The organism is Paenibacillus periandrae (assembly GCF_022458865.1).
In the GTDB taxonomy this organism is placed as follows: Bacteria; Bacillota; Bacilli; order Paenibacillales; family NBRC-103111; genus Paenibacillus_S; species Paenibacillus_S periandrae.
The window spans coordinates 1-771 of sequence record NZ_JAJNMU010000104.1 but is presented as its reverse complement, the minus strand read 5'-3'; the positions used below and the strand labels follow the sequence as shown (position 1 = coordinate 771).

Genomic DNA, 771 nt, shown 5'->3' with positions numbered 1-771 from the left:
CAATCAGTGCCGAACCTAATAAAAAGTTCCACGTCAGCGGGAGTTTTAATATCGTTCAACTGTCAAATGCGAAAATACAATTGTACGTGGATTTTTATAACTCGACGATGTTCACCGGTGCAAGTGTAACGGAAATCAGTGAGGTGACACAAGGAGGATACGTAACGTTAGCCAATAATGGAATAATTCCGGCGAATACCACTTATGCGAAGGTTTACGCACTTATCCGAGGCACCGCAGACAATGGATCAGGAGTATTACTAGTGGATGGAATCAGTTTCAATTATGGTGAACCCAATTTGATATACAATTCAAGTTTTGAAACCGTCTCAGGTAACAGTGGACGGGCTAGTAACTGGGTAGAGTCTAAATGGGGGGCAAACGGCAGCTACGAAGTAAGCCCAATATCAGCGAGCGAACATGCCCAAAAGATAATTGGTTCGGGAATCGTAGCAAATGGTGCGATTGGGGTCAGTCAATTAATTAGCGTAGAACCTAATAAAAAGTTTCACATCAGCGGGAGTTTAAATATTGCTCAACTGTCAAATGCGAAAATTCAATTGTACGTGGATTTTTACAACTCGACGATGTTCACCGGTGCAAGTGTAACGGAAATCAGTGAGGTGACACAAGGAGGATACGTAACGTTAGCCAATAATGGAATAATTCCGGCGAATACCACTTATGCGAAGGTTTACGCACTTATCCGTGGCAACACAGACAATGGATCAGGAGTATTACTAGTGGATGGAATCAGTTTCAATTATGGTG

1 protein-coding gene is annotated in these 771 nt (G+C 42.4%); it reads left to right on the top strand.

Going from position 1 to position 771, the window contains the following annotated elements:
• Positions 1-771, top strand: a 771-nt coding sequence (locus LRL21_RS44740; protein WP_240422209.1) for a hypothetical protein, incomplete at both ends; no start/stop codon positions are given.